6 protein-coding genes and 1 pseudogene are annotated in these 6,049 nt (G+C 68.0%); 4 read left to right on the top strand and 3 right to left on the bottom strand.

Features of this window, described 5'->3' with window-relative positions:
• The 4 genes and pseudogenes from GX543_RS07215 to GX543_RS07200 form a co-directional block, all read left to right on the top strand.
• Positions 1-282, top strand: a pseudogene (locus GX543_RS07215) (hypothetical protein); the annotation flags it as partial.
• A gap of 16 nt (positions 283-298) precedes the next feature.
• The gene (gene fabG1, locus GX543_RS07210) at positions 299-1,033 is read left to right on the top strand and encodes a 3-oxoacyl-ACP reductase FabG1 (protein WP_290850925.1); all 735 of its coding nucleotides are present in this window, start codon (positions 299-301) and stop codon (positions 1,031-1,033) included.
• 76 nt (positions 1,034-1,109) lie between these two features.
• Positions 1,110-1,943 carry an NADH-dependent enoyl-ACP reductase InhA gene (gene inhA / locus GX543_RS07205; protein ID WP_290850923.1) on the top strand — a complete coding sequence of 278 codons (834 nt, stop codon included), beginning with the start codon at positions 1,110-1,112 and terminating at the stop codon, positions 1,941-1,943.
• 2 nt (positions 1,944-1,945) lie between these two features.
• On the top strand, positions 1,946-3,010 hold the full coding sequence (locus tag GX543_RS07200) for a ferrochelatase (RefSeq protein WP_290850922.1): 1,065 nt from the start codon (positions 1,946-1,948) through the stop codon (positions 3,008-3,010).
• 45 nt (positions 3,011-3,055) lie between these two features.
• Here the strand turns inward: GX543_RS07200 and GX543_RS07195 are convergent, their stop codons facing one another.
• From GX543_RS07195 to GX543_RS07185, 3 genes are all read right to left on the bottom strand, one after another.
• Positions 3,056-4,780 carry a class I adenylate-forming enzyme family protein gene (locus GX543_RS07195; RefSeq protein WP_290850921.1) on the bottom strand — a complete coding sequence of 575 codons (1,725 nt, stop codon included), beginning with the start codon at positions 4,778-4,780 and terminating at the stop codon, positions 3,056-3,058.
• Positions 4,773-5,753 carry a nitronate monooxygenase gene (locus GX543_RS07190; protein ID WP_290850919.1) on the bottom strand — a complete coding sequence of 327 codons (981 nt, stop codon included), beginning with the start codon at positions 5,751-5,753 and terminating at the stop codon, positions 4,773-4,775. Before GX543_RS07190 ends, GX543_RS07195 begins: the two co-directional genes overlap by 8 nt.
• Positions 5,754-5,756: 3 nt before the next feature.
• Positions 5,757-6,049, bottom strand: a 293-nt coding sequence (locus tag GX543_RS07185) for a carotenoid oxygenase family protein (RefSeq protein ID WP_290850918.1), incomplete at its 5' end; no start/stop codon positions are given.

The following is a 6,049-nucleotide window of genomic DNA, read 5'->3' as shown; positions in this document are numbered from 1 at the left end:
CTCACCGGCACCGTCGAGATCGAGAACCCGGCGGGCGGAGTGCAGCAGGTGTCCGTGCCCGTCGACGACGAGTCGCTTCGCAAGATCGCGAACCTCTCCGGTGGCGAGTTCTTCACGGCCTCCAGCCTCGACGAACTCAACAAGGTCTATTCGACGCTGCAGAAGCAGATCGGGTACGAGCGACAACGCGGCGACAACTCGAGGCCGTGGTTGATCGCAGGCACCCTGCTCGCCATCATCGGCACATTCGCGGCCCTCTTCCTGAACCGGCGACTCCCCTGAGATAGGTTGATCAACCATGGCAGACACTTCATCGCTTCCCGCCCAGACCCCTCGTTCGGTCCTCGTCACCGGCGGTAACCGCGGCATCGGCCTCGCCGTCGCACAGCGACTGGCCGCCGACGGACACAAGGTGGCCGTGACCCACCGCGGCTCGGGCGCCCCCGAGGGACTCTTCGGGGTGCAGTGCGACGTCACCGACAACGCGTCCGTCGAACGCGCCTTCGCTGAGGTCGCCGAGCACCAGGGACCGGTCGAGGTCCTGGTCGCGAATGCCGGCATCACCGACAACATGCTGCTCATGCGGCTGTCGGAGGAGAGCTTCGAGAACGTGATCGACGCGAACCTCACCGGCGCCTTCCGTTGCGCCAAGGCCGCGACCAAGGGCATGCAGCGCGCGCGCTTCGGCCGCATGATCTTCCTCGGTTCGGTGGTCGCGACCTCGGGCATTCCCGGTCAGGCCAACTACGCGGCGTCGAAGGCCGGCCTGATCGGCCTCGCTCGCTCGATCGCCCGCGAACTCGGTTCGCGCAACATCACCGCGAACGTCGTCGCTCCCGGCTTCATCGAGACCGACATGACCGCGGCGATGGAGGACAAGTACATCGAGATGGCCAAGCAGGCCATCCCGCTGGGACGCACCGGCAAGGCCGAGGACGTCGCCGCGGCGATCAGCTTCCTGGCCTCGGATCAGGGCGGCTACATCACCGGCGCGGTACTGCCGGTGGACGGCGGCATGGGCATGGGCAACTAGTTTCACCACGCGACAGCGGGACGTCAGGCTTCGCGCCCGGCTGACATCGACTTCTCTAACCGGACAGGAACATTTCGTGAGCGGAATCCTCGCAGGCAAGACCATCCTGGTGACCGGCATCATCACCGATGCGTCGATCGCCTTCCACACTGCCAAGGTGGCCCAGGAGCAGGGCGCCAAGGTCATCATCACCGGCATCCCCGAGCGACTGCGGCTCATCGACCGCATCGCCAAGCGGCTGCCCCAGGAGGTGCCGCCCGCGATCCCGCTGGACGTCACCGACGAGGAGAGCCTCGGCGCACTGGCCGACAAGGTGCGCGAGCTGGCGCCGGAGGGGATCGACGGTCTCGTCCACTCCATCGCCTTCGCACCGAAGACGCTGATGGGGCCGGACGCCCTGCCGTTCCTCGAGGGACCGGGACCGGACGTCGCGAAGTCGTTCGAGATCTCCGCGTGGAGCTACGCTTCGCTCGCCCGGGCCGCGTTGCCGGTCATGAACGAGGGCGGTTCGATCGTCGGCATGGACTTCGATCCGCGCACCGCGCTGCCGGATTACAACTGGATGGGTGTGGCGAAGGCCGCCCTCGAGTCGGTGAACCGCTACGTGGCTCGCGAGGTCGGCGAGGCCAAGCGCATCCGCTCGAACCTCGTGGCGGCGGGTCCCATCAAGACTCTCGCGGCCAAGGCGATCTCCGGCACGGCCACGGACGACGCCAAGAAGCTGAACATGCTCAATGAGTACTGGGACGGCGCATCACCGATCGGTTGGAACGTCGACGATCCGGGTGTCGTCGGCACCAGCGTCTGCACCGTGCTGTCGGACTTCCTGCCCGGCACCACCGGCTCGATCATCTACGTCGACGGCGGAGCCAGCCACAACACCTGGTTCCCCGAGGACTTCCTGGGCTGATCGTGTCTGACACAGTCGGAGACAGCAGTGCCTTCGAGGCACTGCTGTTTCTTTCTTTCGGCGGCCCGGAGCGGGTCGAGGACGTCCGTCCGTTCCTGGAGAACGTGACCCGCGGACGGGGCGTGCCGCCCGAGCGCTTCGAGGAAGTGGTGCAGCACTACCTCCACTTCGGCGGCGTCTCGCCGATCAACCGGCTGAACCTGGCGATGATCGACGCGCTCGGCGCCGAGCTCACCCGCCGCGGCCGAGATCTCCCGATCTATTTCGGCAACCGGAACTGGCATCCGATGGCGGCGGAGGCGACGCGCCGGATCTACGACGACGGGCACCGCCGGGTACTGGTGTTTCCGACGTCCGCATGGGGCGGTTACTCGGGCTGCCGGCAGTACCACGAGGACATCGCGGCAGCGCTCGGCGCGGGCCTGCCTGCGGACGATCCGTCGTTTGTGATGCGTAAGCTTCCGCAGTTCAGCACGGAGTCGAAGTTCATCGAGGCCGCCGTCTCCGCCCTCCGCACCGCGTTGGGCGAGTTCGAGCGAACCCCGCGCGTGGTCTTCACCGCGCACTCGATTCCGACCTCTGCCGATCGCAACGCGGGCCCGGCAGTCGACGGCGGTCACCTGTACTCGCGACAGGTGCGGGCCGCGGCCGCGGCCGTGGCGCAGGCGCTGGGCATCGAGGAGTTCGACGTCGTGTGGCAGTCGCGGTCCGGTCCGCCGCAGATTCCCTGGCTGGAGCCGGACATCTGCGATCACCTGCGGGACCTGGCGGCCGACGGGGTCCGGGACGTCGCGGTGATGCCGATCGGTTTCGTCTCCGATCACCTGGAGGTGATCTGGGACCTGGACGCCGAAGCCCGCGGGGTGGCCGACGACCTCGGACTCAACTATGTCCGCGTTCCGACGGTGGGCACCGACCCGACGTTCATCTCGCTGATCGCCGACCTCGTCGAACGGTACGTCGACGGCGGCGGCGACACCGCAGCGATGGGCTGCGGCGACAACGGGGCGCTGTGCCGTCCGGACTGCTGCGTGCCCGCACGCAGACCGGCGCGCTCGACAGCGTGATTCGCTGCGAGCGCGCCGGAGACTGCGTTTCGGTCGCCTGCAGACCTAGTCCGACGCGGCGAGGGCCGAACGGAGATCGCGCTTGAGGAGCTTGCCGACCGGATTGCGAGGCAGGACGTCGAGCAACTCCAGACTCTCGGGCAGTTTGAACGAGGCGATCTGGAGACCTCGCAGGTAGGTGATCAGTTCGTCGAGGGTGAGCTCGGTGCCCGGATTCAGCGCGGCCACCACGTGCACGCGTTCGCCCATCACCTCGCTGGGCCGACCGATGACTGCTACCTCAGCCACCGACGGGTGACTGCTGATCAACGCCTCGAGTTCGGCCGGGGCGATATTCATGCCGCCGCGGACGATGAGGTCCTTGGCGCGGTCGACGTATCGCAGGAACTGATTGCGGTCACCGGCGATCTGGAACATCTCGCCGCTTCGGAGGAAGCCCTCGTCGTCGAACGGGCTCGAGACCGCGGACCCGTTCACGTAACCGGCGAAGACCATCGGACCGTCGATGTGAAGCTCGCCGGACCGTCCGGGCTCGGTGATCTCCTCACCGGTGTCGGGGTCGACCAGCTTCAGGGTGATCCAATCGGCCACGCGTGAGGCCCACGTGATGCCCGGCGCACCGTAGCGAGGGAAGTACTTCGCTCGGTCGCTCGGATCGGGGAAGTCCTCGGGACTGGACAGCAGGCCGATGCCTTCGTTGGAGCCGAAGAAGTTGATGATCGCGATGTTCATCTCGTTCTGCCAGCCCGACACCGTGACGGGTTGCAGCGGCGCTGAGCCGGCGCCGACGCGCGTCAGGCTCGAGAGATCGATACGTGAACGCAGGTCGGTGTTGCGCAGCAACTGCAGCAACAGCGCGGGCGGCGCGACCGTGTAGGTGACGCGCTCGGTCGCGATCTGCCCGAAGAACGTCGCGGCGTCGAACGGGTGATGCTGAACCAGGACCGCGCCCGTGCGCAGCCACGGAAGCAGCTTTCCGACGAAGGCCGCCATGTTGATCATCGGGAACGGATTCAGAAGCACGTCGTCCGCGGTCAAGCGGGGAGCGTCCACGCCCGCCCAGGCGAACGACAACCAGTCGTAATGCGCGCGCGGAACTCCCTTGGGCGCACTCTCGGTACCGGAGGTCCAACAGATGGTCAGGCATTCGTTGGGGTCGGCCACATGACCGTGAGCGGCGACGGCCGCGCGGTCTGCGTCGGAGGCCGGGGCCGAGACCAGATGGGTGACGCCCTCCGCGGGCTGGTCGGTCGGTGCGGAGGTCAGCGTCACGATCCGTCGCAGGGTGGGGATGTGCTCACGGACGGCGGCGATCGCCTCCGCGGGTCGCCTGCCTGCGAACTCGGGCACGGTCACCAGGATCGAGAACTGGGCGGTGGACCCCATGCCGACGACTTCGTACTCGCGGTACTGCATGGCAAGCGGGGAGATCACCGCGCCGATACGCCAGGCGGCCAGGTACAGGGTCACGAGCTCGACTCCGTTCGGCATCTGGACGCCGATCACGTCGCCGGGCTTCACCTCGAGGTCCAGCAGGCGGGCGGCCAGGAAGTCGACCTCGGCGTCCACCTCGTTCCAGGACAGTCGACGCGGTTCGGTTCCGACCAGGTTGCGGTTGTTGGCGGGATCGACCAGGGCGAGGGCATCGCCGCGGGCTGCGACTTGATCGCGGAACACCTGGTCGATGGTCTCATCGGTCCAGGCCCCCATCTCGCGGAATCGGCGGATGGTGTCGGGCGGGAACAAACCGGTGGGGCGGGTGTCAGACATGGATCGGGCTCGCTTTCACAGGGAGGGAGGTGAGGCGCTCGAGTGCGCCGAGGTAGTCGGTTGCCAGTGCGTCGACGATCTCGTCGACACTGGTGACGGCGTCAACCACGCCGAGCCCCTGGCCTGCGGCCCAGAGGTCTTTCCAGCGGCGGACGGCGCTGTCGCCCGCCTGGTAGTTGCGATCGGGAGCGGCCTCGCCCAGGGCGTCGGGGTCGATGCCGTTGGCGACCAGACTGGGACGCAGCCACGAGGCCGGTGTGCCGGTGATGCCTGCACTGACGATCAGATCGGCGGGGCCGCTGTCGACGACCATCGCCTTGTACTCGGGGACCGCCATGCTCTCGGCGGCGGGCAGGAACCTGGTGCCCATGTACACCAGGTCCGCGCCCGCCGCGACGGCTCCGGCGACACCGCGGCCGTCGGAGATGCCGCCCCCGATGACCAGGAGCCCGTCGAAGAAGCTGCGGACCTCAGCGGTGAACGCGAAGGGCGACAACGAGCCGGTGTGGCCGCCTGCGCCGACGGAGATGCAGGCCAGGCCGTCAGCGCCCGCCGCAGCGGCCTTCCGGGCCATCGTCAGATCGGCGACGTCGGCGATGACAATGCCACCGTAGGCGTGAACCGCGTCCAGGACCGGAACGGGGGAGCCGAGCGCGGTGATGACGACCGGCGGCCGGTAGCGCTCCACCAGGGCGAGGTCTTCCGCGAGCCGAGCGTTGGTGCGATGGGTGATCAGGTTGACGGCCCAGGGCAGGCACTCGCCGTCGACGGTCAGTGCCGCCGTGATCTCGGCGAACCAGCGGTCGAGTTCGTCGACGGTCCGGCAGTTCTGCGTGGGAAACGCGCCGATGATGCCCGCGCGACCCGCGGCGATCACCAGGTCCGGTCCGGAGACCAGGAACATCGGTGCGGCGACCACCGGAACCGTCAGTCGGGAGAGCAGGGCGCGGGCCGCTTCAGAAGGATTGGTCATCAGTCACAGTCCCATCGAGGTGGCGGGGTGGTCGGCGTCGCGCCAGTTCGGCAGCTGGGATCCCGGGGCCCACGTGGAGTGGGTTCCCGACGAGATCCGTTCGGGCAGGGCCAGTGTGCAGACCGGACCGTCGGACACCCGGGCGGCGTCGAACACGAGGGCATACGAGGCGTCGGCGTTCATATCGGTGGTCAGGGTGATGAGGTAGGCGTCGTCCTCGGCGGTGCCGCCGACCTTCGGCGCGACCGCCGACTCGCTGCCGTAGACGCCGTCGGGCAGGGCGAAGCGCTCCTCGG

The organism is Gordonia sp. (in: high G+C Gram-positive bacteria) (assembly GCF_012515855.1).
Classification (GTDB): Bacteria; Actinomycetota; Actinomycetes; order Mycobacteriales; family Mycobacteriaceae; genus Gordonia.
The sequence above is the reverse complement of the archived record's forward strand: the minus strand, read 5'-3'. Positions and strand labels throughout refer to the sequence as shown.